The 23,193-nt window shown below is 69.8% G+C and carries 24 protein-coding genes and 1 pseudogene; 10 read left to right on the forward strand and 15 right to left on the reverse strand.

The window, feature by feature from the left end; genetic code table 11:
- Positions 1 to 7: 7 nt before the first annotated feature.
- Positions 8 to 799 (forward strand): ABC transporter ATP-binding protein, encoded by a 792-nt coding sequence (locus AB8M85_RS04115; protein WP_372697483.1) that lies wholly within the window; start codon positions 8 to 10, stop codon positions 797 to 799.
- Positions 796 to 1,530, forward strand: coding sequence for an ABC transporter permease (locus tag AB8M85_RS04120; protein ID WP_372697484.1), 735 nt, complete (start codon positions 796 to 798; stop codon positions 1,528 to 1,530). The genes AB8M85_RS04115 and AB8M85_RS04120 overlap by 4 nt, the downstream gene beginning before the upstream one ends.
- A 15-nt stretch (positions 1,531 to 1,545) precedes the next feature.
- On the opposite strand, the gene AB8M85_RS04125 is transcribed toward AB8M85_RS04120, so the two are convergent.
- Together AB8M85_RS04125 and AB8M85_RS04130 are read right to left on the reverse strand one after the other, a co-directional pair.
- Positions 1,546 to 2,949, reverse strand: coding sequence for an HNH endonuclease (locus AB8M85_RS04125; RefSeq protein ID WP_372697485.1), 1,404 nt, complete (start codon positions 2,947 to 2,949; stop codon positions 1,546 to 1,548).
- A 112-nt stretch (positions 2,950 to 3,061) separates the two neighbouring features.
- Positions 3,062 to 3,553 carry an Lrp/AsnC family transcriptional regulator gene (locus AB8M85_RS04130; RefSeq protein WP_372697486.1) on the reverse strand — a complete coding sequence of 164 codons (492 nt, stop codon included), beginning with the start codon at positions 3,551 to 3,553 and terminating at the stop codon, positions 3,062 to 3,064.
- A 180-nt stretch (positions 3,554 to 3,733) separates the two neighbouring features.
- Between AB8M85_RS04130 and ald the strand changes: the two genes are divergently transcribed.
- Positions 3,734 to 4,861 carry an alanine dehydrogenase gene (gene ald, locus AB8M85_RS04135; RefSeq protein ID WP_372697487.1) on the forward strand — a complete coding sequence of 376 codons (1,128 nt, stop codon included), beginning with the start codon at positions 3,734 to 3,736 and terminating at the stop codon, positions 4,859 to 4,861.
- Between the two features lie 178 nt (positions 4,862 to 5,039).
- Positions 5,040 to 5,594, forward strand: coding sequence for a DUF421 domain-containing protein (locus AB8M85_RS04140; RefSeq protein WP_372697488.1), 555 nt, complete (start codon positions 5,040 to 5,042; stop codon positions 5,592 to 5,594).
- On the opposite strand, the gene AB8M85_RS04145 is transcribed toward AB8M85_RS04140, so the two are convergent.
- Together AB8M85_RS04145 and AB8M85_RS04150 are read right to left on the reverse strand one after the other, a co-directional pair.
- Positions 5,591 to 6,046 carry a DedA family protein gene (locus AB8M85_RS04145; RefSeq protein WP_372697489.1) on the reverse strand — a complete coding sequence of 152 codons (456 nt, stop codon included), beginning with the start codon at positions 6,044 to 6,046 and terminating at the stop codon, positions 5,591 to 5,593. The two genes, AB8M85_RS04140 and AB8M85_RS04145, sit on opposite strands and share 4 nt — an antisense overlap.
- Before the next feature lie 88 nt (positions 6,047 to 6,134).
- On the reverse strand, positions 6,135 to 7,376 hold the full coding sequence (locus tag AB8M85_RS04150) for an MFS transporter (RefSeq protein ID WP_372697490.1): 1,242 nt from the start codon (positions 7,374 to 7,376) through the stop codon (positions 6,135 to 6,137).
- 167 nt (positions 7,377 to 7,543) lie between these two features.
- On the opposite strand from AB8M85_RS04150, the gene AB8M85_RS04155 reads away from it, so the two are divergent.
- Positions 7,544 to 8,470, forward strand: coding sequence for an NAD(P)H-binding protein (locus AB8M85_RS04155; RefSeq protein WP_372697491.1), 927 nt, complete (start codon positions 7,544 to 7,546; stop codon positions 8,468 to 8,470).
- A 40-nt stretch (positions 8,471 to 8,510) separates the two neighbouring features.
- Here AB8M85_RS04155 and AB8M85_RS04160 read toward each other — a convergent pair whose 3' ends face one another.
- Positions 8,511 to 9,518 (reverse strand): aldo/keto reductase family oxidoreductase, encoded by a 1,008-nt coding sequence (locus AB8M85_RS04160; protein WP_372697492.1) that lies wholly within the window; start codon positions 9,516 to 9,518, stop codon positions 8,511 to 8,513.
- Positions 9,519 to 9,602: 84 nt separating this feature from the next.
- Here AB8M85_RS04160 and AB8M85_RS04165 point away from each other — a divergent pair, with 84 nt between their 5' ends.
- A complete protein-coding gene (locus AB8M85_RS04165) occupies positions 9,603 to 10,574 on the forward strand; it encodes a D-2-hydroxyacid dehydrogenase family protein (RefSeq protein ID WP_372697493.1) in 972 nt (323 codons plus the stop codon).
- A 27-nt stretch (positions 10,575 to 10,601) separates the two neighbouring features.
- A complete protein-coding gene (locus tag AB8M85_RS04170; protein ID WP_372697494.1) occupies positions 10,602 to 11,465 on the forward strand; it encodes a hypothetical protein in 864 nt (287 codons plus the stop codon).
- Here AB8M85_RS04170 and AB8M85_RS04175 read toward each other — a convergent pair.
- The 5 genes from AB8M85_RS04175 to AB8M85_RS04195 form a co-directional block, all read right to left on the reverse strand.
- The gene (locus tag AB8M85_RS04175) at positions 11,433 to 11,777 is read right to left on the reverse strand and encodes a bifunctional 3-phenylpropionate/cinnamic acid dioxygenase ferredoxin subunit (protein WP_372697495.1); all 345 of its coding nucleotides are present in this window, start codon (positions 11,775 to 11,777) and stop codon (positions 11,433 to 11,435) included. The two genes, AB8M85_RS04170 and AB8M85_RS04175, sit on opposite strands and share 33 nt — an antisense overlap.
- 89 nt (positions 11,778 to 11,866) lie before the next feature.
- Entirely contained in the window at positions 11,867 to 13,024 is a 1,158-nt protein-coding gene (gene solA / locus AB8M85_RS04180; RefSeq protein WP_372697496.1) for an N-methyl-L-tryptophan oxidase, read from the reverse strand.
- A 13-nt stretch (positions 13,025 to 13,037) separates the two neighbouring features.
- The gene (locus AB8M85_RS04185; protein WP_372697497.1) at positions 13,038 to 14,762 is read right to left on the reverse strand and encodes an MDR family MFS transporter; all 1,725 of its coding nucleotides are present in this window, start codon (positions 14,760 to 14,762) and stop codon (positions 13,038 to 13,040) included.
- Entirely contained in the window at positions 14,749 to 15,384 is a 636-nt protein-coding gene (locus AB8M85_RS04190; RefSeq protein WP_372697498.1) for a TetR/AcrR family transcriptional regulator, read from the reverse strand. Before AB8M85_RS04190 ends, AB8M85_RS04185 begins: the two co-directional genes overlap by 14 nt.
- A gap of 62 nt (positions 15,385 to 15,446) precedes the next feature.
- Positions 15,447 to 15,665, reverse strand: a complete 219-nt coding sequence (locus AB8M85_RS04195; RefSeq protein WP_372697499.1) for a hypothetical protein — start codon at positions 15,663 to 15,665, stop codon at positions 15,447 to 15,449.
- Between the two features lie 381 nt (positions 15,666 to 16,046).
- On the opposite strand from AB8M85_RS04195, the gene AB8M85_RS04200 reads away from it, so the two are divergent.
- Entirely contained in the window at positions 16,047 to 17,822 is a 1,776-nt protein-coding gene (locus tag AB8M85_RS04200) for a bifunctional UDP-sugar hydrolase/5'-nucleotidase (RefSeq protein ID WP_372697500.1), read from the forward strand.
- Between the two features lie 40 nt (positions 17,823 to 17,862).
- Here the strand turns inward: AB8M85_RS04200 and AB8M85_RS04205 are convergent, their stop codons facing one another.
- Positions 17,863 to 18,405, reverse strand: coding sequence for a flavin reductase family protein (locus AB8M85_RS04205; protein WP_372697501.1), 543 nt, complete (start codon positions 18,403 to 18,405; stop codon positions 17,863 to 17,865).
- A gap of 87 nt (positions 18,406 to 18,492) precedes the next feature.
- Positions 18,493 to 18,945, reverse strand: coding sequence for a hypothetical protein (locus AB8M85_RS04210; protein WP_372697502.1), 453 nt, complete (start codon positions 18,943 to 18,945; stop codon positions 18,493 to 18,495).
- A 76-nt stretch (positions 18,946 to 19,021) separates the two neighbouring features.
- On the opposite strand from AB8M85_RS04210, the gene AB8M85_RS04215 reads away from it, so the two are divergent.
- A complete protein-coding gene (locus AB8M85_RS04215; RefSeq protein ID WP_372697503.1) occupies positions 19,022 to 19,825 on the forward strand; it encodes an IclR family transcriptional regulator in 804 nt (267 codons plus the stop codon).
- 351 nt (positions 19,826 to 20,176) lie between these two features.
- On the opposite strand, the gene AB8M85_RS04220 is transcribed toward AB8M85_RS04215, so the two are convergent.
- From AB8M85_RS04220 to istA, 3 genes and pseudogenes are all read right to left on the reverse strand, one after another.
- Complete coding sequence (locus tag AB8M85_RS04220) at positions 20,177 to 20,653, reverse strand: ATP-binding protein (RefSeq protein WP_372697716.1); 477 nt, start codon at positions 20,651 to 20,653, stop codon at positions 20,177 to 20,179.
- Positions 20,654 to 20,671: 18 nt separating this feature from the next.
- Positions 20,672 to 20,926, reverse strand: a complete 255-nt coding sequence (locus tag AB8M85_RS04225; protein WP_372697504.1) for a hypothetical protein — start codon at positions 20,924 to 20,926, stop codon at positions 20,672 to 20,674.
- Positions 20,923 to 22,480: pseudogene (gene istA / locus AB8M85_RS04230) on the reverse strand (IS21 family transposase). Before istA ends, AB8M85_RS04225 begins: the two are co-directional and overlap by 4 nt.
- Positions 22,481 to 22,571: 91 nt before the next feature.
- Here istA and AB8M85_RS04235 point away from each other — a divergent pair.
- Positions 22,572 to 22,919, forward strand: a complete 348-nt coding sequence (locus tag AB8M85_RS04235; protein WP_372697717.1) for a GNAT family N-acetyltransferase — start codon at positions 22,572 to 22,574, stop codon at positions 22,917 to 22,919.
- The last annotated feature ends 274 nt before the right edge of the window (positions 22,920 to 23,193 follow it).

The following is a 23,193-nucleotide window of genomic DNA, read 5'->3' on the forward strand; positions in this document are numbered from 1 at the left end:
TCATCACATGGTGAATAATGCGATGGCCATCGAGGTCGACGGGCTGACCGTCCGCCGGGGCAAGTCAGCCGTGCTGGAGGATCTGACCTTTGGCGTGCGCGCCGGCGCTGTGGTGGGCCTGCTCGGCCCCAGCGGTTGCGGCAAGTCGACCCTGATGCGCAGCATCGTCGGCACGCAGGTGGTCCACGGTGGAACGATCAGGGTCTTCGACGAGCCCGCCGGATCGGCACCACTGCGCCAGCGGGTGGGCTACATGACCCAGGCCGCCAGCGTCTACGACGACCTGACGGTCCACCAGAACCTCGACTACTTCCGCAAGGTCCTCCGGACCGGACGGGACCGGGTGGGACAGGTCCTTGACCTGACGGACCTGGCCGACACGGCGGACCAACTGGTGGATAACCTCTCAGGCGGCCAGCGCAGCCGCGTGTCCCTGGCGGTCGCCCTCCTGGGTGAGCCGGATCTGCTGGTGTTGGATGAACCGACAGTCGGGCTGGATCCCGTGCTCCGCGCGGATTTGTGGGCGCTCTTCCGCCGGCTTGCCGCCGACGGCGCCACGCTTCTGGTCTCCAGCCACGTCATGGACGAGGCCACGCGTTGCGACCGCCTGCTGTTGATGCGGGACGGGGACATCATCGCCGACGACTCCCCGGACGGCCTGCTCGCGGCAACCGGGACGGAAACCGCAGAGGCGGCGTTTCTCGCCCTGATTTCCGGGCCGGGCAAGACCGCGCAGCCGGCATCTACGCACGCCCGCCACCGGCAGGATCCGGGCCTTGGACAAGGTGGTACACCGTGAACGCCGCGTCGACCTTCGCCACGGCCGGACGCGTCCTGGCCCAGGTGCGGCATGATCCGCGCACCGTCGCCCTGCTCCTGATCGTCCCCAGCCTGCTGATCGGGCTGGTGGCCTGGATCTTCACCGAGACGCCGGTATTCGCCACCATCGGCCCGGCCATCATCGCCCTCTTCCCGTTCATCGTCATGTTCCTGGTGGCCAGCATCAGCACGTTGCGGGAACGCCGGTCGGGAACCCTGGAGAGGCTATTGACCATGCCGCTCGGCAAGGGGTCCTTCATCCTGGGGTACGCACTGGCCTTCGGTTTGCTCTCCATCGTGCAAACCGCCATTGCCGTGGCCTTCTCGGTGTGGGTGTGCGGGTTGGAGATCGAGGGCCAGGTCTGGCTGCTGTTCCTGGTGGCAGTGGTCGACGCACTGCTGGGAACGGCCCTGGGCTTGCTGGCCAGTGCGTTTGCCCGCAGCGAGTTCCAGGTGGTCCAGTTCATGCCGGCCTTCGTCTTCCCACAGATCCTGCTGGGCGGGCTTTTTCTTCCCCGAGATCAGTTGCCGGACGTGCTGCGGCAAATCGGTGATTGGCTACCGCTCTCCCACGCCATGGATGCGTTGGGTGCCGTGGCAACCGGCGACGAGGACACGGCCTACGTCGTGGTCAGGATCCTGATCATTTGCGCCTGGATCGTCGGTGCCATTGCACTGGGATCGGTGACACTGCGCCGCAGGACGCCGTAGCGCCACCGCTGCCCGTCAGGCGTCGGTACCGGGAGGCGCTGGCGCCTGGGACCGGTAGGTGTGGCCAGTAGGAGTGGTGACCTCGATGGTGTGCCGGTCACCAGGGACCACTCGCGAGCTCCACCCGCGGGCCTCCTTGCTGTGGTTGCAGTGACTGCAGGTTCCAGCCCCGTTCTCCGCCGACGTCCGCCCGCGCGCTGCATGCGCGACCACGTGATCCCGCTCCCGGATAGGAGCGTCGCACCACGGCCGCGAACACACCTGGTCGCGCAAGTCGATGAACCGGCGCAAACCATCGGGAAACAGCCGTGCCTTCGAGTCCATCCCCACCAGCGCCCCGGTACCGGGAGCCGTGTACAACCGCCTGAGCCACACAAGCTCTTTATCGTCTCCCCCACCCGTCCCCGACCCGCCAGTCGATTCGGGCCCGCCAAGATCTTGGGAGGGTTCCATGCCCGGCGGCCGGGTGGCGTTTCGAATCAGGTCCCGGGCAATTTGGGCCGGCACCACGCCGTAGCCTTGCAGGTATGCCGGCTCGACGTCGCCTTTGAACAGGGTCCGGTCCGTCATCACGAGTTCGATTTCCACCCGCACGTCAGCGGCCCGCTCTTGTCCGGTCACGCGCTCGACCAGCGTGTCGGCCATGACCTGCCCCCTGCTGCGGGCATCCCCCTGCGAGGAGGCAAAATCCGCGGCACGGGATAGCGCCTTGAAGACGGCCACTGCCTGCGCAACAGGCAGGGCTCCGGTGAGGATCGCCATGGTGTCCGGGGCGGGCCGCAGGCTCACGTGCCGATCGCCCACCGCCTTCCGGGCTCGGCGCACGAGGGCTGCCGCGTCGGCCTGGTCGGCCAGCTGGTGGGCCATTGCTGCAACGCGCCGGTCCCCGGCCCCTTCAGTGGTGCGCGGGTCGGCCATCAGCGCTTCATCGATCTTCTGCCGGTCCTCCAACGTCAGACATGCGGTCTCACGCACCAGGATCATCGCCCGCCACTCGCTGATGCGTCCCGAGCTGAAGGCCCGATGCGTGTAGGGCATCTCGGTGACCACCGCGCGGGCGAACCCCATCCACCGCCCGCTGCGGCTTGGCGGCTCGCGGCGGGCCAGAGCCAACTGGGCCCCGGCCGCAGCGCCCAGTTTTTCCTCGGGGACACCGGCGGCCCGTTCCCTTTCCACGATCCGGGTCCGCAGCTGGACGGCGACCCGCGCTTGATAGGCCGCGGCAGCGGCCTTGGCGGCCTCCAGCTCGCGCATCAAATCGACCAGCGCCTTCTCCGACAGATCGGAACGTCCAACGGCCAACTGGTCGATGACCCCACTCACTGTCGCAATGACGTCGGCGTCCGGCACCGCCATGGACGGCTCCAACGCCGGCGACGCGACGGTGGAAGCACCGCCCGTCCCGGTGACCGGTTCCATAGAATCTTCGAACATGTATTCGAGTCTAGTTTCGACGCGACCCCCTGGGCCGGGCGGACGCCTACATGTGGATATCCGTCGGCGCACCACCTCCTGTGGAGGCCCGAGGGGCTCAGAGCCAGGGCACGGATCCGCGCGTGTGCTCGAAGACCAGCGAGGTCTGGGTCGATGCCACTGCAGGGTTTGCCGAGAGGTTGTCGAGGACGAACTGGCGCACGTCGTTGGAATCCTTGACCGCCACATGGATCAGGAAGTCATCGGTACCGCCGAGGAAGAACAACTGCATCACCCCGGTTTTGCCCCGGATCTCCTCCGCAAAACTGGCCATCAGGTGCCGCGCGCCGGCTCGGATCCGCACGAAGATGAGCGCCTCGAGCGCATGACCCAGGACCTCGGGATCCAGGTCCAGGGTGAACTTGCGGATAACCCCGGACTCGCGCAGTGCATTCATGCGTGCCAGGCAGGTCGACGGGGCGATCCCCAACTCCTCGGCCAGGGAGTTGTTGGTGCGTCGGGCGTTCTCGGTGAGCATCCGCAGCAGCCCCCGGTCGATCTCGTCGAGTTCATACGGCCGCTTGCCCCGAAGATCTTTCGCTGTGGCCACGATCACACCTTTGTCGATTGGTAGAAACTGCAGATATTCACGATCTTACTGGAGATAATTCTGCAGAACACGCAACGATCCGCAGAAAAACTACGCTTTAATCACGACAACCCACCTGTCAGGATCCGGGAATGGGAGCCCGGTCCATGCTGACGGCCACCAATAACCAAGGAGTACCCCATGATCATCGGCGTTCCCCGCGAAATCAAGAACAACGAGTTCCGCGTAGCCATTACCCCTGCCGGTGTTTCCGAATTCGTCGAACGAGGCCACGACGTCCTCGTCGAGGCCGGCGCCGGCGTCGGATCGGGCATCCCCGACGATCTGTACATCGAAGCCGGGGCACGCATCGCCGCGGATGCCGACAGCACCTGGGCCGAGGCGGAGATGATCCTCAAGGTCAAGGAACCGATCGCTGCCGAGTACCACCGCATCCGCCGCGACCAGATCCTGTTCACCTACCTGCATCTGGCGGCCTCGCGCGAGTGCACCGAGGCCATCATCAACGCCGGCGCCACGGCGATCGCCTACGAAACCGTCACTGCAGGGCGCGGCCTGCCCCTGCTGGCCCCGATGTCCGAGGTCGCCGGCCGACTGGCAGCCCAGGTGGGCGCCTACCAGCTGCAGCAGCCCAACGGCGGCGCGGGCGTGCTCATGGGCGGCGTCCCGGGCACCCGCCCGGCCAAGGTCGTCGTCATCGGCGGTGGGGTGGCCGGCGAAAACGCCGCCGCGATCTCCGCGGGCATGGGCGCCGATGTGACGATCATCGACATCAACCTGGGCCGGCTCAAGGAAATCGACGTCGCCTACAACGGCCGCATCAAGACCCTGGCCTCCTCGAAGTTCACGATCGCCGGCGAGGTCGCCGCGGCCGACCTGGTCATCGGGTCGGTCCTGATCCCCGGGGCCGCCGCCCCGAAGCTCGTCACCCAGGACATGGTCGCGAACATGCGCCCCGGCTCCGTGCTGGTGGACATCGCGATCGACCAGGGCGGCTGCTTCGAGGGATCGCACGCCACCACGCACGCCGACCCGACCTTCAAGGTCCACGACGCCGTCTACTACTGTGTGGCGAACATGCCCGGCGCCGTCCCGCAGACCTCGACCGCGGCGCTGACCAACGCGACGCTGCCCTACGCCCTGCGCATCGCCACCCAGGGCTGGCGGGCGGCCCTGCAGGCCGATCCCGGACTGGCCAACGGCCTGAACGTCCACGACGGACGGGTGACGTTCGCCCCGGTCGCCGAAGCCCTCGGCCTGGACTACACCCCGACCGCAACGGTGCTCAACGGCACCCCCGTCGGCTGATGTCAACCAGCTAGGCACCACGCCCCCGGAACACGGGCGGTCCAGCACCCCAAGGGTGTCGGGCCGCCCGTTGTCGTGGGGGTCCCCCTGCCTCCGGACCGCTGCCCCCCGGACGACCGCGATCCCGGGACGACGGCGGCCACCGGTCTAGGGTGGAACCCGGTAGAGAGGGGCACTCATGTGGCACGAATACGGTCTGACGTGGGCCGACGCGGGACGGGTCGTCGTCTCGGCGATCCTGTTGTACGTCCTGGTGCTGGCGCTGATCCGCGTGATGGGCCAGCGGACCATGGCCAGCCTGTCCAGCTTCGACCTGGCCGCGGCGGTCGCCCTGGGCGCGGTCGTCGGCCGGGCGATCCTCGGGTACACCCCGACGCTGGCCGCCGGCGCACTGGGGCTGTTGACCCTGCTGGTCCTGCAGGCGCTGACGGGCCAGCTGCGCCGCTTTCGCCCGGCCGAGGGACTGGTCAACAACCGGGCGTACCTGCTCATGGCCGGGACGGAGACCGTCGAGGAGAACCTGCGCCGGACCCACATCTCGGCGGCGGAGCTGACCGCCCGGCTGCGTCTGTCCGGGATCCGGCACCGCTCGGAGGTCGCCTGCGTGATCCTGGAGTCGACCGGGCAGATCAGCGTGCTGCGCGCCGGCATGCCCATCGAAGCGGCGTTGCTGGAAGGGGTCGTGGGCGCTGACCGGGTTCCGCCGTCGTTCCTCTCGGGCCCCGGTGATTAGCCGTTGCGGCGCCGGTGGCGGATCCACAGCAGCGTCCCCGCGACGAGCAGCACGGCCGCCAGGGCGATCCACTGCCATCCGACGGCGAGCGCCGCGTAGACCACGGCCATGCCGACCGTGGCGTAGATCAGCGCCCATAGCAGGCAGCCGGCGACGACGGCCGGCAGGTAGCGCACCAGCGGCATGCGGGAGATCCCGGCGCTGGCGTTCACCGCGGTCTGGATGCCAATGGTCAGGAACGACAGGGGGACGGCCAGGATCCCCCAGCGGGCCATGAAGCGCCGGGCGCGCTGGTAGATCGGGCCCTCGAGGACGTGCTCGAAGCGTGAATGGCTGACCCCGGCGGCGATGCCGCGGCCGATCCAGTAGGTGGTATTGGCCCGCAGCATCGCACCGCAGAAGAGGAACAGGTACGCCCAGCCAAAGGGTGCCTCGCGGAGCCAGTCCATCATTCATTCAGGCTACCGCGAGCGCAGGACAGCGCAGGACGGTGCACGCGAAGGTCAGGGCACGACGGCGGTACCCGGGCGCGTGCCCGGGCTACGGCACCGATGTGATCCGGTACACCAGCACGGCGGCGACCAGCCCGATGACGGCGGCCATCACGAACAGCGCGGTGTACCCGCCGAGGTACTGCACCGCCACCAGCGCCAGCGTCGGGGCGATGACCTGGGGCAGGGCGGCGGCGATGTTGACCACTCCCATGTCCTTGCCCCGGGCCGCGGCGGAAGGCAGCACCTGGGTCAGCAGGGCGAAGTCCACGGCCAGGTAGGCCCCGAAGCCGATCCCCAGGACGGCCGCCCCGGCCATCGCGGCCGGCCAGACCTGGAAGAACGCCATGATCAGCGCGGCGCACGCGATCACCCCGGAGGCCCCGGCCACGAAGACCTTGCGCTGGCCGACCCGGTCGCTCCAGCGCCCCACGGCCACGCTGGTCAGGACGACCATCACCGCATACAACCCGGTGAGCACCAGCACCCCGCCGGCCGGGTTGGGGTGGTGGATGACGTCGGTGAGGAAGAACAGCAGGTACACGATGACCAGCTGGTTGCCCACGAACATGAGGAAGCGGGTCAGCCAGGCCCAGCCGAAGTCGGGGTGTTCGGCGGGGTTGATCCAGAAGCCGCGCAGGAACTCGCCCAGCCGGAAGCGGGGCTGCACCCCGGCCGGCAGGACCGGGTCGTTGCGGTGCGTCAGGTACGGGATGACGCCGAGCGCGATCGCCGCGGCGCAGATCCAATAGCCCACGGCCACGTCCCCGGAGATCACGAACCCGACCACCGAGCCGCCCAGGATGCCCAGGGTCTGGCCCATGGCAGCCAGCCCGCCGACAGTGGCGCGCTGGGCCACCGGCACCCGGTCCGGGACGGCGGCGGTGATGGACGAGTACATGGCGTTGCAGCCGGCCTGCACCAGGCACCAGCCGATGACCAGGGCGGCGATCGTCGTCGCACCGGAGAGGAAGAGCATGGCCGCGGTGCCCAGCACGGCCCCGCAGAGGATCCACGGCGAGCGCCGGCCCCAGCCGGAGGTGGTGCGGTCGGACAGCGCCCCGGTGACCGGGTTGGCCACCAGCGCCACGGCCGCGCCGCAGGCGGTGACCAGGGACAGGATCGCCTCCTTGTGGTCGGCGCTGATCGCCGTGGCCTGCAGGCCGATCAGGATGTTGATCGGCGCGAAGAAGGCGACGTTGATGACGACGTTGACCACCACGGCGCCGAGGACCCAGCGGGCGTTGACGGGGCGCGTCGGCTCGGCCAGCGCCTCGACGCCGGTCGTCACAGCACGCCCTGGAGCACACCGGCCCCGACGGTGGCGATGAGGGCGATGATGAGCAGCCACGTCAGCGGCTTGGCGAGGGCGCGGGTCTTGTTCATGGTCCAGCCATCGTATTCTGCCGCCGGCCCCTGCGCTGCCGTGTGACCCGGTGCCGGGCGTACGGTGGACGCATGACCCGAGCGCATTCCCCCAGCACTCCCCTGATCGCGATCACCGGGGCGACCGGCGCGGTCGGCTCCCGCGTGGCCCGCCGCCTGTCCGGCACCGCCCGGTTGCGCCTGTTCTCCCGGGATGCCGAGCGCGCCGCGGCCGCCGCCCGTGCCCTGCCCAGTACGACGGCGGCTACCGCAGTCGAGTCCGCGGCGCTCGACTTCGCCGATGAGGACGGTGCCGCCAGCGCCCTGGCCGGTGCCGACGTCGTACTCATGGTCTCCGCCGCCGAGACGGACCACCGGCTGGCCGACCATGCGACGTTCCTCCGTGCCGCGGCCGCCGCCGGGGTGGGGCACGTGGTCTACACGTCGTTCCTGGCCGCGGCGCCCGATGCGGTGTTCACGCTGGCCCGCGACCACTTCGCCACCGAACAGCTGCTGGCCGCCTCCGGGCTGCCGCACACGATCCTGCGCGACAACTTCTACCAGGACGTCTTCCCGTTTTTCGCCGGGGAGGACGGGCTGCTGCGCGGACCCGCCGGCGTGGGACGGGTCTCGGCGGTGGCGCGCGACGACGTGGCCGCCGTGGCGGCGGTCGTGCTCGCCGAGACCGCTGTGGAACGGGCCGCCGGGCGGGACGCGGCGCATGCGGGCCGGACGTACGACCTGACCGGCCCGGAGGCGTTCAGCCTGGACGAGGCGGCGGCGGTGATCAGCGAGGTCACCGGCAGCAGCGTGCGCTACCTGGCCGAGACCGTGGACGAGGCGCGGGCCTCGCGCGCATCGTATGGCGCCCCGGACTGGCAGCTGGACGCCTGGGTCAGCACCTACACCGCGATCGCCTCGGGCGACCTGTCGCCGGTCAGCGACGACGTGCCGCGGCTGCTGGGGCGGCCGGCGCAGCCGTTGCGCCGGACGCTGGAGCTGCTGCACGAGGCGGGGTAGGGCCGGGACCGGACCAGTCCAGGAGCACAGGCAAGGACGGCTACGGCAGCGGCTCGCCACGGGCGGCGGTCCACAGGGCGTACCAGTCGTCCCCGGTCATGCGCGCGGCGACGGTGTCGGCGCCGGCGCAGGCGGCGATCCGGGCAGGACTGGTCGTGCCGACGACGGGGCGGATGCGGGCCGGGTGGCGCATCAGCCAGCCCAGGACGACCGCCTCGGGCGTGGCGTCCAGCTTGTCGGCGAGCCGGGCCACGAGCGCGGCGGCCGGGCGGTCGGAGTCGGGCACGGCGGCCGGGCCGCGGGTGTACCGGCCCCGATCCATGGCGCCCCACGCCTGCAGTTCCGCCCCGTGGGCAGCGCAGTATTCCAGCGTGCCGTGCGGGAACGACGCGGCGTCCGCGCCCGGGCCGCCGGCCTGCGGGTCCAGCACGTTGGCCATGACCGCCGATTCGAGCCACCCGCGGTGGCCCAGGCTGAGCTGCAGCTGGTTCACGGCCAGCGGCTCGTCCAGCACCGACTGCAGCAGGGCCATCTGCGCTCCCGAGTGGTTGGAGACCCCCAGGCGGCTCACCTTCCCCGCCGCCCGCAGCGCCGCGACGGCGTCGGCGATCTCGTCTGGCGGGGTCAACGGGTCCGGGCGGTGGATCAGCAGCGTGTCGATCCGCTCGACGCCGAGCCGGGCCAGTGAGCCGTCGACGCGGGCGGTGATGGCCTTCGCCGAGGAGTCGTACCGGCCCGGCGCCCCGGGTGTGCCGAGCACGATCCCGCACTTGGTCTGCAGGTGGATCCCCTCGCGCAGTCCCGGCCGCTCGGCCAGCACGCGGCCGAAGACCTCCTCCGCCTTGCCGTTGCGGTAGATGTCGGCATGGTCGAACACGGTGATGCCGGCCTGCAATGCCGCGTCGACGGCGGCGTGGGCCGCGGCCACATCGGCCGCTTCGAGCGGCCCCTTCTCCCAGTCACCGCCCAATCCCATGCAGCCGAACAGCAGGCGGGTTCCGGCGTCGTGCACTGCACGGGGCATCGCAGTGCGGGTCGCGTTGTGCATCGGGGGACTCCTTCGCCGTGGTGTTGGATGACAGCCTACGGGCATAGGGTTCACGGGAGACGACCACCACAGGAAGGGGCCCGCATGGCCACCACCGACCGCCCGGCCCACCGGCTGGCGATCCTCGATGACTACCAGGACGTGGCGCTGGATGCCGCCGCGTGGGACACGCTGGAGGACGTGGAGGTGGTGGTCTTCCACGACCCGTTGACGACGCCCGGGGAGGTGGTCGCGGCGCTGGAGGGGTTCGACATCGTGGTGGCGATGCGCGAGCGCACGGCCTTCGGCGCGGACCTGATCGCCGGGCTGCCGGGGCTGCGGCTGCTGGTCACCACCGGGATGGCCAACGCGGCGATCGACCTGGAGGCCGCCGCGGCGGCGGGCGTCACCGTGTGTGGGACGCAGGGTTCGCCCACCGCGGCGCCGGAGCACACCTGGGCGCTGCTGATGTCCTGGATGCGCGACATCCCCGCCCAGCAGGCCTCCCTGCGGGACGGGGGCTGGCAGACCGGCGTCGGCTCCGAGCTGGCCGGCCGGACGCTCGGCGTGCTCGGGCTGGGCAAGATCGGCACGCGCATCGCCGGGTACGGCGCGGCATTCGGGATGGACGTCATCGCCTGGAGCCAGCACCTGGACGCCGCGCGGGCCGCGGCGGCCGGGGCCCGGCTGGTGGGGCGCGAGGAGCTGTTCGCCGCCGCCGACGTGCTCAGCGTGCACCTGCGCCTGTCGGAACGCACCCGCGGGCTGGTCGGCGAGGCGGAGCTGCGCCTGCTGGGACCCCGCGGCCTGCTGGTGAACACGGCGCGGGCGCCGATCGTGGACCAGGAGGCGATGGTCCGCGGGCTCCACGAGGGCTGGCTGGGCGGGGCCGCGCTGGACGTGTTCGACAACGAACCCCTGCCGGCCGGCCATCCGCTCCTGGAGGCCCCGCGCACGGTGCTCACCCCGCATCTGGGCTATGTCACCGCCGAACAGTACGCGGTGTTCTACGGGCAGACGCTCGAGGACGTGGCGGCCTGGCTCGCCGGCTCCCCCGTGCGCGTATTGGGGCCCTGAGGCGCCGCCGCTCGCTACGATAAGGGCATGTCAGCAGCGCAGGAGGTCGAGCCGGTGTGGGCGCCGCGGCATCGCGGCTGGAAACTGGCCCACCATCTGGTCCCGGCGTTCGTCATGTCCGCGTTCCTGCTCGGTCTCGGCGCCTGGGCCCTGGTGCTCGGCTCGCTGCTGTTCGGCATCCCGCTGGTCGCCTTCGGGGTCGGCACGATCGTCTCGGTGGGCCGCGAGTTCCGGGTTGACCCCTTCCCGCCGGATCCACAGCTGCGGCCGGTCACCACCAGCAGCGGCCTGCGGGCCGCCACCTACTTCGCCGCGCGGCGGAACTCGCCATCCTTCGCAGCGGCCACCGTGGGCTTGGGCGTCATCGGGCTGGTGGCCGCGCTGGCCGCCATCGGCCGATTCGTGCTGCTGCATTCCGGGTTCGAGCGCGTGTGGACGATCGCGGGGGCCGTCGCGCTGGGCATCGCCGGATTCCTCATCCTGCGCGAGGGCCTGCGCCTGCTGCGCCTGGCCGCCTCCGAGCTGCCACCGGGGGTCTACCTGACCCGCAGCCGGGTGGTGCTCCACGGGCCGCTGGGCCTGGGCGAGGTGTATTGGCGCGATGTGGCCTCGGTCAGCGCCGCGGACCCGCGCGGCCGCAGCCCGCTGGGGCGCCGCGGACCGGCACAGATCGTCCTGCACCGCAGGGCCACCCCCGGCGACGGCGGGACAGAGAACGACGGCGGAACCCGCCCGGACCTGGTGGTCCCGGTGGAGCTGCTGCTCGCCGATCCGAACCTGCTGCATGCCGCGCTGGTCCACTACCTGGCCCGGCCCGGGGACCGGCCGGAACTGGGCACGCCGGCGGTGTTGGAGCGGCTAGGCGTCGGCGACCGGGACGCCGGGGTATAGCAGGACCTCGCCGTCGCGGACCTCGACCTTGTGGGTGCGGGCGTTGACGGTGGCCGGCAGGCAGAGCGCCTCGCCGGTCTTCAGGCAGAAGCGGGCCGAGTGGACGGGGCATTCGACCTCGTCGCCCTCGATCCAGCCGTCGGCCAGCGAGGCGGTCTCGTGCGTGCACTCGTCGTCGAGGGCGTAGAAGCCGCCTTCCTCACTGTGGAAGACGGCGATGTCGGAGCCCGTTCCGGTCTCGTCGGCGTCGATGACCTTGGCTTCGCCTTCCTCGATCTCGTCGACCGGGCCCACATGGATCGGTTCGCTCACGGTGTCACTCCTTGGTTGGCGCATCGGGACGCCAGTCGGGTCCCGTCATCCAGTGTTGTGCACCCCGCCACGGCGCGCAATTCCGTGCCTCACACCGCGAACCGGCCGGGCCTCACGAAGTCGAGGTCGTAGGGCTGGGCCTCGCCGGCGACGTCGCGGGCGAGGCTCTCGCCGATGGCCAGGCAGTGCTTGAACGCGTGGCCGCTGTCCCCGCCGGCCACCAGGATCCGCGGCGAGGCCGGGCTGGTGCCGATCACGAACTGGTCATCGGGCGAGAGGGTGATCATGCACGGTTCCACCCGGGCGGGGACGGGGTCGAGCCCCGGCAGGACGCGCTCCACCAGGGCGGAGAGGCGCCGCCACTCGGCGGTGTTCACCCCGCGGTCCAGGGCGGACGGGTCGATGCGCGGTGGCCGCTCGCCCCAAATGTCGCCGATCCCGAGTTTGACCAGGCCGCCGTCCACGGCGCCGTGTCCCCAGAGGACGGTCTCCGGGTCGGTTTGCCGCACGATGACGGGGAAGCGGTCGACCGCGAAGTCGGTGGCCGAGCCCGCCCCGTCCCGGTCGGGCGCGAACCAGTGCAACGGGGTGCGGACCGGGGTGAGTTCGAGCTCGGGGATGAACGGCGGCAGCCAGGCCCCGGCCGCCACGATCACCGCATCCGCCGTGTGCACGCGACCGCCCGCAGTGATGCGCACGCCGTCGGCGCCCGGCTCGAGGGTCTCGACGGTGGTGTGCGTGTGGACGGCCGCCCCGAGGCGGGCCGCTTCGGCGACGGCCGCGACGACGGTCGCCTCGGGGTCGATGACCCCGCAGCCCGGATCGTGGATGCCGCAGGCGTCCGGGGGCAGTTCCGCCTGCTGCGGCAGCCGGGCCGCGAGTGCCGCGCGGTCGAGCCGTTCATAGGGCAGGCCGTAGGCGTCCGCGGCGCGGGCGGTACCGGCCACGACGTCGGACTCCGGGGAGCCGATCAGGTAGCCGCCGGTGATGCGCAGCAGTTCCTTGCCGGAGGCCTGTTCGAGCTGGCGGAACAGCGTTCGGCTCTCGGCGGCCATCGGCGCGAGTCCGGGATGCTCCAGGCAGGCCTCACGGAAGAGCCGGGTCTGCCCGTGGGACGAGCCGAGAGCATGCCCGATGCCGAATTGCTCGAACCCCACGACGTCCACGCCGCGGGCCGCCAGGCGCCAGAGGGCGGCGGCCCCCAGGGCCCCCAACCCGACGACGGCGACCCGCGTGTGCGTTGTCATTGTGCGACCGTTCCTAGGCGTCCGGGCCGTCGGACCGGTGGGCTCCGTCGGGGCGGTCGCCCGGATCCTCCGGGTCGGAGACGACATCGCGGGCAGGAACGGGCGCCATAGACGGTGCCCGGTGGGTGGGCTCGCCGCTGCGGGCGTTGGGGCGTTCCTGGACGTGGGCCAGCTGTCCCTCGGCCAGCGACTCCGCAGGGACGTCGCGTTCGATCTTGGTGGCCAGGGCCTTTTCGCTCATGAAGCACAGCGCGATGGTCGCGGCGATCGCCAGCGGCACCATCCACAGGAAGATCGGCACCAGGGCCTCGTTGTAGGAGGTGACGATGATGTTGCGGATGGGTTCCGGCAGCGAGTTGACCAGCTCCGGGGTCAGCGAGTTCACCTGGGCGCCGGAACCCGATGCCGCGCCGGCGGGCATCCGCTCCTTGACCAGGTCCGTCAGGCGGTTCGCGAAGAGCGACCCGACGACCGCCGAGCCCAGGGTGGCGCCCACCTGCCGGAAGTAGTTCTGCCCGGCGGTGGCGGTGCCGACATAGCGCAGATGGAAGGAGTTCTGGGCGACGAGGGTGAGCATCTGCATGCACATGCCCAGGCCGAGGCCCATGACGCCGAGGAAGACGCAGATCAGGTAGACCGGGGAATCGGCGTGGATGGTCGAGAGCAGGAACAGCCCGAGGCCCAGCACCAGGGTGCCGGCGATCATGACGACCTTGTAGCGGCCGGAGGCGGAGACCTGCCGGCCGACGATCACGGAGGTGATGAGCAGGCAGCCCATCATCGGGATCATCAGCAGGCCTGCCGCGGTGGGCCCGAAGCCGGTGACCATCTGCAGGTAGGTCGGCATGTAGCCGATGGCGCCGAACATCGCGATGCCGATCATCAGGCCGGAGAACGTGGTCAGGACGAAGTTGCGGTTCCGGAACAGCATCAGGGGCATGACCGGTTCGGAAACCTTGGACTCGGTCAGCACGAACAGCCCGGCGGCGACGACGGCGCCGGCGAGCAGGCCCAGGATGGTGGGCGAGTCCCAGGCGTAGGTGTTCCCGCCCCAGGTCCCGGCCAGGACCAGCGCGGTGGTGGCCAGCGCCATGAGCATCATGCCCAGGACGTCGATCTTGGGCCGGGTCGCGTTGGTCTTCTTCGGGATGTGCAGCAGGAAGATGGAGGCCAGGACGGCAACCGCACCCAGGGGCAGGTTCAGCCAGAAAGCCCACCGCCAGCCGGGGCCTTCGGTGAGCCAGCCGCCGAGCAGGGGGCCGGCCACGGAGGAGATCGCGAAGACGCCGCCCATGACGCCCATGTACTTGCCGCGTTCACGCGCGGGGATGACGTCGGCGATGATTGCCTGCGAGAGGATCATCAGCCCGCCGCCGCCGAGGCCCTGGATGACACGGGCGATGATCACGGCGTTCATCGTGTCCGACAGCGCGCCCCAGATGGAGCCGCACATGAAGACCAGGATGGCGAAGATCAGCAGGGGCTTGCGGCCGAAGAGGTCGCCGAGCTTGCCGTAGACCGGCATCATCACGGTGGAGGCCAGGATGAAGGACGTGATGATCCAGGCCATGTGCTCGACGCCGTTGAGCTCGCCGACCATGGTGGGCAGGGCGGCGGAGAGCACCGTCTGGTTCAGCGATGCCATGAGCATCGTGACCATCAGGGCCGAGAAGAGCAGGACGATGTGGTTCTTGCTGCCGTGCACCGGCTTGGTTTTGGCGGTTTTAGTCGTTGTCATGGGTGGCTTGCATAACCTCTCGGAAGATCTGGACGGCTGAATCGATGTGCCCGTCGATGTCGGCGACGGTTCCCTCGGGGTCGCAGCTGTAGGCGTAGCGCGTGATCGTCCCGGCGAGCATGAGCAGGGCGCGGGCCGACTCCTCGCCCGCCGGCAGGCGGCTCAGCGTTTCCTCGGCTTCCTCGTTCTGGATGCGTTCCCGCAGGATCTCGTCGACCAGGCGTTCGGCGTCATTGATGTGCTGCACGACGCGCGCGCGGAGCTCGGGGTACCGGCTGACAATCTTGCGCCGCTCCTGGTACGCCTCCCCACCGCGGAGGCTGGTCCGCATGACCCCCGTGAGGATCCGGACGATCCGGGTCAGCAGGTCGGCGTCGCTGGTGCGGAACTGCTCGAGCAGCTCATCCGGCACGCAGGGTGCGCGGGTGCCCAGGATCGCGTCTTCCTTGGTCGGAAAGTAGTTGAAGAACGTCCGCTTGGAGACACCGGCCCGGGTGGAGATGGCCTCGATGGTCACGACCCCGGGGCCGTCCTCGAGCGCCATGGCAGCCGCGGCATCATGCACGGCATTCCAAGTGTCCAGGCGGTTGCGCTCGCGCTGGGTCATCGGGGTTTCTTGCATGGGTACAGTTTATGCACTCGTGCAAAGTTTGCACAACTGCAAGCTTTGTTCCATATGGCGCATCAACCCGTGGTTCCGATGTCCACCATCCAGCCGACCCCGGACCGGCCCGTCAACATTCCGAAGCTAGCTCCCCACGGCGCCTGCGCCAGCGCCGCGCCATCCTGTCCGCTCAGCGAAACCGAGAGGCCCGCCAACGCCGCGCAGTCCAGCGTCGTGGGGATGTCCGCGGCCAGCAGGACCAGGCCGCCCGCCCAGGGAGCGCCCCGTGCATGATCCACTCCTGCTCGACCGGGGCTCTGGCGGCGTCGAAGGAGTAGCCACCGAACGTCGAGCGCTCGAGGTTCCCGCCGACAATGCCGTGGTAGAACTCCAGGGCACTGCGGGCATTGCCCCAGAACGCGAGGGTAGGGATTCAGAAGCACAGCCACGGGGGCTCCTTTGCCTTGGTCCGCCTTGCCTTTCCGCAGTGCCCGGGGCCGCGGCGGCTCGGTGGGCCGCCGTCGCCCCCAGGGCTCCGTTGTTTTCCCCGCAGGGCTCACTGGGAAGGGGTGGGGCGGCCCGTCCCCGCCGCCATTGACACGGCCCGGGCGCTCGGTAGTATCGCCGGTGTCGCGCCGCAAAGGTGCGGCACATCACTCATCGCACCCGGGAGTCATGACATGAACCCACGCAAGCATCCGATCCAACGCGCCAGCCTGGTCGCAGCGGGACTCGCACTCGCCGCCACCTCCCTGGCCGCCCCGGCCCAGGCGGCGCCGCCCATGGTCCCGCAGGGCAAGCACCACGGCGGCGGCCACGGTGGAGGTCATCACGGTGGAGGACACCACCAGCCGCGCACCAGCACCATCCAGCTGCTCGGCATCAACGACTTCCACGGACGGATCGAGGCCAACGGCACCTCGGCCGGCGCCGCCGTCCTGGCCGGTGCCGTCGACAAGCTGACCGGCAAGCGCAAGGACAACACGCTCTTCGTCTCGGCCGGGGACAACATCGGCGCCTCGACCTTCACCTCGTTCTCCCAGCAGGACACCCCCACGATCGACGCGCTCCGGGTCGGAGGGCTGGACGTCTCGGCCGTGGGCAACCATGAATTCGACCGCGGCTTCGACGACCTCAAGGACCGGGTGATCCCGCGCTACGGCAACGGCAGCGCGAAGCGCGGCGCTGACTACGCGCTCGGCGCCAACGTGTACTACGCGGGCACCCACCGGCCGGCGCTGAAGGAATACGCCCTGCGCAAGGTCCAGGGCGTGACGGTTGGGTTCGTCGGCGTCGTCACCGAGCAGACCGAATCGCTGGTCAGCCCGGCGGGGATCGCCGACCTGGACTTCGGCAACCAGCTCGAGGCGGCCAACCGGGTCGCCCGCCAGCTCTCCGATGGCCGCAAGTCCAACGGCGAGGCCGACGTCGTCGTCCTGCTGGCCCACGACGGGTCGGCAGGCACCGACTGCTCGGCGATCGCCACCGAGGACACCGCCTACGGCGACCTCGTGCGCGGGGCGTCGGCGAACATCGATGCCATCTACTCCGGCCATACCCACCAGGGCTACGCGTGCTCGTACCCGGTCAAGGGCTGGCCGAAGTCCATGAAGCGCCCGGTGGTGCAGGCGCACGAATACGGGACGACCCTGGACCGCGTGCAGATCACGGTCGACCGCCGCACCAAGAAGCCGGTCTCCCTGTCCGGTTCGCTGGTGCAGTTGACGACGCCGGATGCCGCCGGTGACCCGGTCGCCGCGTTCCGGGCGGACCGGCGGGTAGCACGCATCGTGACGGCTGCCGCCGAGCAGGCGGAGGTCGTCGGTGCCCAGCCGATCGGCAAGATCAGCGCCGACATCCTGCGCGGCGGGGCCGAGCCGGGCTCGGACCGCGGCGTGGAGTCCTCCCTAGGCAACCTCGTGGCCGACATGCAGCTCTGGGCGACCTCCAATGAGGACTTCGGCGGTCAACCGGCCCAGATCGCCCTGATGAACCCGGGCGGGCTGCGGGCCGACCTGCTCTACGGCACCGACGGGACCGTTACCTACAAGGACGTGGCCAGCGTGCAGCCCTTCGGCAACACCCTGTGGACCGAGGACCTCACCGGGGCCCAGCTCAAGGCCGTCCTGGAGGAGCAGTGGCAGCCGGAGGGCTCCAGCCGGCCGAAACTGCACCTGGGCGTGTCGGCGGGCCTGAGCTACACGTACACCGAGGACGCGCCCCGCGGTTCGCACATCACGTCGATGTCGTACAACGGGCAGCCGATCGCCGACGGCGATGTCTTCCGGGTCGTGGTGAACTCGTTCCTGGCCGCCGGCGGGGACAACTTCACCACGTTGGCCGAGGGCACCAACGCGGCCGATTCGGGCCAGAGCGACCTGGTCGCGGCGATCAACTACTTCGAGGAGCACGACGTCGTGGACCCGGCGCCGCTCGGACGGGCGATCACCCAGTAGCCGTGGCCGCGCCGGGGTTCCTCCCCGGCGCGGCACCGGTTCACCCCTGAAGGCGGTGGTACCCCCTGCGGTAGTGCACCAGGGGGGTTGCCCCGCCTTCCGTCGTCGTACCGGGGCCCAGCAGGTCGATGACCTGGGCGGCGACGATCGTCGATCCCGCCACCGGCGTCCGTGTCAGGACGCGGCAGCGCAGGATCACTTGCGGACCGGCCAGCAACGGTTCGCCGGTCGGCGCCCGGTCCCATGCGGTGTCCGGGCCGAAGCGGTCGGCACCGGGGCCGGAGAACAGCCTCGCCAGGTCCTCGTGCTCGGTGGAGAGCAGGTGCACGGCCAGGAAATCGGCGGTGAGCAGGGCCCCGGCCGAGCCGCGGGCCGAGGACAGGGAAAACGCCAGGGTCGGCGGGGCCACGGAGACCGAGATCACCGACGTCGCGGTGAGACCCACCGGGCCTCGCGGTCCGGCGGCCGTGATGATGGCGACGCCGCCGGGGTGCCCGGCGAACGCGTCCCGGAAGGCAGCGGCCAGGCCGGCGCGGCCACTCGCTCCCTGCGCTGCCCGGCCACCTACCGGTCTGCTGCCCATCGATGCCCTCCTGCCGGATCGGGTCCTGTCCCCCACCGTAGGCCCGCGACGCGGTGGGCACCACCCCGGCGGCCGGCCTCCCGCCGCTCAGCCCATGCGCGAATGCGCCAGGACGATGCCGATCGGGGCCGAGACCAACAGGACCACAACCACCACGCGGTACAGCCACAGCAGTCCCCGGTGTTCGGACGTGCTGCCCCGCACGGCCCAGATGAACAGGGCCATAGACACGATGATCAACGCCGCCCCCAGCCAGGTCAGCGCCACGACCGCGAACAGCGAGCCGGCCAGCACGGCGATGTTGGCCAGGTTGAACGCCAGCAGCTCGGCGGAGATGACCCCGGGGGCCACCTCTCCCGCAGCCAGCCGATCCTGGCCGAGACCGAGCACCAGCTGGGCGGCGCCGACCACGAGGACCAGGTAGGCCACCGCCCAGGACGCCAGGTAACTGGGCGATGCGGCACTGATGGCCGACAGGAGGCCTCCGGCCAGGACGCCGAGGCTGCCGATGACGATGAAGGGGGTTGCCGCTCTGCTCATCCCCCCACTGTAGGACGGGCGCTGCAGGGCGGGGAGGGGTTGGACTGGATGGTCGCTTGCGCATAGCGTAAGTCCCATGCCAGCAGCGTCCACCGCCCCGAAGGCCAGCGGCAACACCCTGCTGGTGCTCGGGAAGATCACCGCCATCCTCGACGCGTTCACGTTGACCCGGCCCATCCTCACCCTGGGCGACATCCGTGCCGCCACCGACCTGCCGATGTCGACGGTGCAGCGGCTGGTGGCCAACCTCGTCGGGCAGGGCTTCCTGGACCGCGAGGGCGACGGCTACCGGATCGGCCTGAAGATGGCGTATTGGGCCGCGCCGGCGACCCGCGGCAAGGCCATGCTCGACGTGGTCTCCCCGCTGCTGGCGGACCTGCGCGACACGCTCGGCGAGACCGCCTGCTTCTTCACGGCCGAGCAGAACCACCGCGTTTGCGTGGCCATGGCCGAGACCCGGCACGCGCTGCGCCGCGAAATGCACGTCGGCAAGATCCTGCCCCTGCACGCGGGATCGGCCAGCCGGGTGCTGCTCGCCTGGGATCCCGAACTCCTCCAGTCGCTGCTGCGCACCCCGCTGGAATCGATCACCGACTTCACCATCACCGAGTCCGAGGCGCTGCAGGAAGCCGTGCGCCGGACCCGGACCGACGGATTCGCCATCACCACCGGCGAACGCGAATCCGGCGCCTCCGGGCTCTCCGCCCCGGTCTTCGATGCCTCGGCCGCCGTGCTGGGCGCGGTGACCATCAGCGGCCCGACGTTCCGGATGCCCGAGGAGGTCTGCCGCCAGTGGGTCGAACCCCTGCTGCAGGCAGCCGAACGGATGACCCGCATGGTCGGTGGCCGCTTCCCCGGGGAGCCGGGCGCACCCGCCTGACAACGCCCGGCGCCGGATCGAAGTGCGCAGCCGGGTTCCTCCGATGCACGACGGCGGTGGGGGCCCTTCGGAGGTGAACCGGTAGAGTCACGACATGCCATTGCTCCCGCCCTACCAGTTGATCCATGGTGCTCCGTCCGTCGAGGAGTGTGTGCGCCTCCGTCCCGGCAGTGGGCTCTCACGGAGGACCCCCGAGCAGGGCGAGGCCGCCATCGCGGGGTCGTGGTCGTTCCGGCACGTTGAGTATTTGATGGTTTGAGAGCCGGTGGATATTGCCAGAGGGAGCCAGCGTTATTGCCGAAGAGCGCCAGTAGCCGCGTGCTTGGGAGCCACTGGCGCTCTCGAGGGCTTCTACCCGTTGGCTACGGTGGCGTGCTCGCGCATGTTGTAGGTCCCGGTCTCTATCCAGATGGTGTTGTGGATGATCCGGTCCATGATCGCGTCGGCGTGGACCGCCGAACCGAGCCGCTGGTGCCAATCCTTCTGCGGGTATTGCGTGCAGAACACCGTCGACGTCGCGTCGTAGCGCCGTTCCATGAGTTCGAGCAGCATGGATCGCATCGGCTCCGATGGCCGGTCCAGGGGCCACTCATCTACGACAAGAAGCGTGAACGAGGCGTACTTGCGTAGGAACTTCGCGGTGCCGGATGGTTTGTCCTTGGCCTGGGCCCAGGCTTCCTCGAGGTCGGGCATGCGGATGTAGTGCGCCCGGATCCGGTGCTGGCACGCTTGTTTGGCCAGGGCGCACCCATGGTAGGACTTCCCGGAGCCGGTGTAGCCCTGGAAGACCACGTTCTGCCGGCGCTCGATGAACGAGCAGGTGCCCAGTTGGGTGACCGTGGCCCGTTAGAGTCCGCGTTCCTCGAGGAGGTCCACGCGTCGCAGGTCCGCGTTCGGATAACGCAGTCCGGCCCGTCGCAGCAGCCCGGTCACCTTCGAATGGGTGAAGGCCGAATACGCCTCGTCCACGAGCAGGCTGATTCGTTCCTCGAAGGCCAGATGCATGCTCAGGGTTTCATCCTGGGTTTCGATGGCCGCGAGCAGGTCACTGGCGTTCATCTCGCGCAGCTTGCGCTTGGTCTCGATATCGACCGGGCTCATCGGTTCCCTCCCGCGTAGTAGTCGGCACCGCGGACGTAGCCGCCAGGTCCGCCGGGCTCGTCCGGTGGTGGTGTTCCGATTTGGTCCTGCCTGGTTTCCAGGATCGGGCGCAGGTGCGCATAACGCGGGGATCGGACGTGTCCGCGCAGGGCGAGTTGGCAGGCTGCTTCCACCCGGGACGGGCAGTATCTGCGCGATAGGCGCAGCACCGCCAGTGCCGCGTCCAGGCCTTGCTCCTCGATGGCAACCGATTCGAAGATCCGCTCGACGGCCGTCACCGTGCCGGGGCCGATCCGCGACGCCCATTCCCGCACGCGTGTTCCGTCCCATTCGCGCCAGCGGCGGTCCCCGGGCAGGTCGGCGTCGTTGGTGCGGTATTGGTTCACCGCCCCGGCTGGTTGCAGCCGGTGGCTGGTGAGCCGCTCGTGGTCGCGATAGACCTCCAACACCGATTCGGTGATCCGCAGGTCTACGCGTGTGCCGATGTGCTGGGAGAGCACGGAGTAGAAGTTCCGCTCCCAGGACACGTAGCTGTTGCGTGCAACCCGCCGGCCGTGGATCCACCGGCTGATCTCGTAGGGAACCGCGGGAAGGGGACGCAGCAGGCGTTTCTCCTCGCTGGTGAACACCCCCAACCGGGATCCGGCACGCTTCTGGAACGGCTCGCGGTTATAGGCCTGCACGCGTTCGCCGATCGCGGCCCGCAACTGCTCCAACGTGGCGAAGGACCGCTCCCGTAGCGAGGCGATCACCCAGGTGGCCACGTGCCCGACGGTGTTTTCCACGCTGGGTTTGTCCTTCGCGTGCTTCACCCTGGCCGGCAGCACCGCGGACCCGTAGTGTCCGGCGAGTTCGCGGTAGGCGTCGTTGAGCACGATCTCACCCTCGCGGGGATGGGAAATGACCCCGGTCTTGAGGTTGTCCGGGACAATCCGCGGTACCGAGCCGCCCAGGAACTCGAACATCGCCACGTGGATGCGCAGCCAGGTGTCCTGCTTCATGTCCAGGGCCGGTGCCACGAAGGCGTACCTGCTGAACGGCAGCCAGGCGACGAACAGATACACGGTCTGCTTCCTGCCGGTCACCGGGTCATCCAGGTGCATGGTCGGGCCCGACCAGTCGACCTCGACGCTGACGCCGGCCTTATGCCCGACCCGCGAGGCGGCACCGGCGATAAGGACATGGCGTTGGTAGGTTTTGCAGAACCGGTCGTAGCCCCATCGCCGGCTGACGTGTTGCGGCGCAGGCATCTTGGTATTCACCGTGCAGCAGCTTCAGCGTCACCCCGACCCGGGCCAGCTGCCGGTGTACCTGGTCCCAGTCGGGTTGGACGAACACGCTCTGGCGTTCGCCGCGGCCCGGGAACAGGAGCGCGTAGACCTCGGCTTCCGGCCTCTCGCGCAGCTCGTCCCAGTCCACACCGAGCCGGTCAGCGGCCTCGATGACGACCGCGACACTGTTTCTGGAGATGCCCTGCGAGACAGAGATCGCCCTGCCCGAGAGGCCCTCGGCGCGAAGGCCGAGCACGGCTTTCGCATTGATCTTCTTTACCATTGGAATTGCTCCTTCCACCACGTGCCCTCACATGGTGGAAGGAGCCTAAACAGGTGGCTCTGAAAGACGTCAATGGTGGCTCCCAAGCGCAATAACCAGCGCATCGAGAACTGGCCCTGGGCCGCACTACTGCTGGCCCTCAGAACCGCGAATATTCAGGCACGTCATCGGACCGTCGGGCGATCCGGTGGGCATGGGGCGCATCGTGGGGGATGGCGGGTGGTACTTCGTCATCGCGGACATGGCGGTCCTGCCGGAGCACCAACGTTGCGGGATCGGCGGCGCGATCCTCGACAGCCTGCTCGAGGACATCCGCACCCGCGCCCCGGAGGGTGCCTACGTCAGCCTGACGGCTGATCCACCCGGTCGCAGGCTCTACGAATCACGCGGTTTCAAGGACCTCGGCACCGGCCAGGACGGCATGTGCCGGTTCCTCTGAACCGGGTCGCGTCTCGGGCGCGGACGAACCCACTCGAGAGCCTCGGCCGTGGATCGGGCGCCCTTGGCGAGGCTTCTTCACCGCTGGCCAGGACAACCGTGACCGCGCGGCGATGGCCGATGCGCCGCAATACGCACGTCGCCGAGCTCCTGCCCCTGCACGCCTATCCCCTGGCGAGTGCGGGTTTCGGGTACTCCCAGCCCTGCTAGATGGCGTGTAACCTCATCCCGGCGTGGACACCGGAGCTCTTCACTTTGTGGACAGCGGAACTCAT

The sequence above is a fragment of the Arthrobacter sp. JSM 101049 genome (genome assembly GCF_041679245.1).
GTDB lineage: Bacteria > Actinomycetota > Actinomycetes > Actinomycetales > Micrococcaceae > Arthrobacter_H.

Bases quoted from the DNA above. Each gene is read 5' to 3' on its own strand.
- AB8M85_RS04140 (WP_372697488.1), top strand. From the start codon at position 5,040: ATGTGGCACGAATACGGTCTGACGTGGGCCGACGCGGGACGGGTCGTC.
- AB8M85_RS04125 (WP_372697485.1), bottom strand. From the start codon at position 2,949: ATGGAACCGGTCACCGGGACGGGCGGTGCTTCCACCGTCGCGTCGCCG.
- AB8M85_RS04225 (WP_372697504.1), bottom strand. From the start codon at position 20,926: ATGAGCCCGGTCGATATCGAGACCAAGCGCAAGCTGCGCGAGATGAAC.
- AB8M85_RS04145 (WP_372697489.1), bottom strand. From the start codon at position 6,046: ATGATGGACTGGCTCCGCGAGGCACCCTTTGGCTGGGCGTACCTGTTC.
- AB8M85_RS04215 (WP_372697503.1), top strand. From the start codon at position 19,022: ATGCCAGCAGCGTCCACCGCCCCGAAGGCCAGCGGCAACACCCTGCTG.
- AB8M85_RS04165 (WP_372697493.1), top strand. From the start codon at position 9,603: ATGGCCACCACCGACCGCCCGGCCCACCGGCTGGCGATCCTCGATGAC.
- AB8M85_RS04115 (WP_372697483.1), top strand. From the start codon at position 8: ATGGTGAATAATGCGATGGCCATCGAGGTCGACGGGCTGACCGTCCGC.
- AB8M85_RS04210 (WP_372697502.1), bottom strand. From the start codon at position 18,945: ATGAGCAGAGCGGCAACCCCCTTCATCGTCATCGGCAGCCTCGGCGTC.
- ald (WP_372697487.1), top strand. From the start codon at position 3,734: ATGATCATCGGCGTTCCCCGCGAAATCAAGAACAACGAGTTCCGCGTA.
- AB8M85_RS04190 (WP_372697498.1), bottom strand. From the start codon at position 15,384: ATGCAAGAAACCCCGATGACCCAGCGCGAGCGCAACCGCCTGGACACT.
- AB8M85_RS04155 (WP_372697491.1), top strand. From the start codon at position 7,544: ATGACCCGAGCGCATTCCCCCAGCACTCCCCTGATCGCGATCACCGGG.
- AB8M85_RS04185 (WP_372697497.1), bottom strand. From the start codon at position 14,762: ATGACAACGACTAAAACCGCCAAAACCAAGCCGGTGCACGGCAGCAAG.
- AB8M85_RS04205 (WP_372697501.1), bottom strand. From the start codon at position 18,405: ATGGGCAGCAGACCGGTAGGTGGCCGGGCAGCGCAGGGAGCGAGTGGC.
- AB8M85_RS04160 (WP_372697492.1), bottom strand. From the start codon at position 9,518: ATGCACAACGCGACCCGCACTGCGATGCCCCGTGCAGTGCACGACGCC.
- solA (WP_372697496.1), bottom strand. From the start codon at position 13,024: ATGACAACGCACACGCGGGTCGCCGTCGTCGGGTTGGGGGCCCTGGGG.
- AB8M85_RS04200 (WP_372697500.1), top strand. From the start codon at position 16,047: ATGAACCCACGCAAGCATCCGATCCAACGCGCCAGCCTGGTCGCAGCG.
- AB8M85_RS04170 (WP_372697494.1), top strand. From the start codon at position 10,602: ATGTCAGCAGCGCAGGAGGTCGAGCCGGTGTGGGCGCCGCGGCATCGC.